The organism is Fervidicella metallireducens AeB, from assembly GCF_000601455.1.
GTDB classification, from domain to species: domain Bacteria; phylum Bacillota; class Clostridia; order Clostridiales; family Caloramatoraceae; genus Fervidicella; species Fervidicella metallireducens.
This window is the reverse complement of record NZ_AZQP01000153.1, coordinates 1-674: the sequence shown is the minus strand read 5'-3', so window position 1 is coordinate 674 and position 674 is coordinate 1. Positions and strand designations below refer to the sequence as shown.

Here is a 674-nt window from a genome sequence, read left to right as displayed (position 1 = left end):
TTGATTTTAGATGAATAGGGCTTGTACTTCTTACAAACTATTGACTTTATCCCTAAATCATTCATAAACCTTTGAACTCTCTTTAAACTTATGGATTCTCCCTGATTTATTAGTATTTTATGGATCTTAGGAGCTCCGTATCGTTTTTTATTATCATTATATATTTTAAGAATTTCTTCTTTTAATCTTTTATTTTCAATACTTCTTTTACTTTCAACTTTGTTAAGACTTTTGTAATAAGAGCTTCTTGAAACTTTAAATAGTTTACACATTAGCTTAATATCATGTTTGTCCTTATTATCATATATGAAATTAAAGATAGAATCTACTTCTTCGCGAATATGGCCATGGCTTTTTTTAATATTTCATTTTCTTCCTTGATTTTAGCCATCTCCTGCTTCAATGCTTTATACTCTTTCATAGTTACAACTTCACCTTCATCAATAACAACAGGCCTTGAGTTTTTTATCCAACCGTTAATAGTAGACTTTGAAATGCCATATTCGCTGCTTAACTCTGATAAACTTTTTCCTGAATTATATAACTCCACTATTGTTTTTTTAAATTCTTCGGAATATTTTCTTTGATTTCTTGCCATTTTATAGACACATCCTCTCTCTAATTTTATTTTAATATGTTCGAGTTATTGTGTCTATAAAACTATACTAACACCA

General features: G+C 28.0%; 2 protein-coding genes. Both read right to left on the bottom strand.

Annotation, left to right across the window (positions count from 1 at the left end):
- Positions 1-272 (bottom strand): IS3 family transposase (locus tag Q428_RS14240; RefSeq protein ID WP_035382121.1); only part of this gene is annotated, 272 nt, incomplete at its 3' end.
- Positions 273-325: 53 nt separating this feature from the next.
- Entirely contained in the window at positions 326-598 is a 273-nt protein-coding gene (locus Q428_RS14235) for an IS3 family transposase (RefSeq protein ID WP_035382119.1), read from the bottom strand.
- Positions 599-674: the final 76 nt, after the last annotated feature.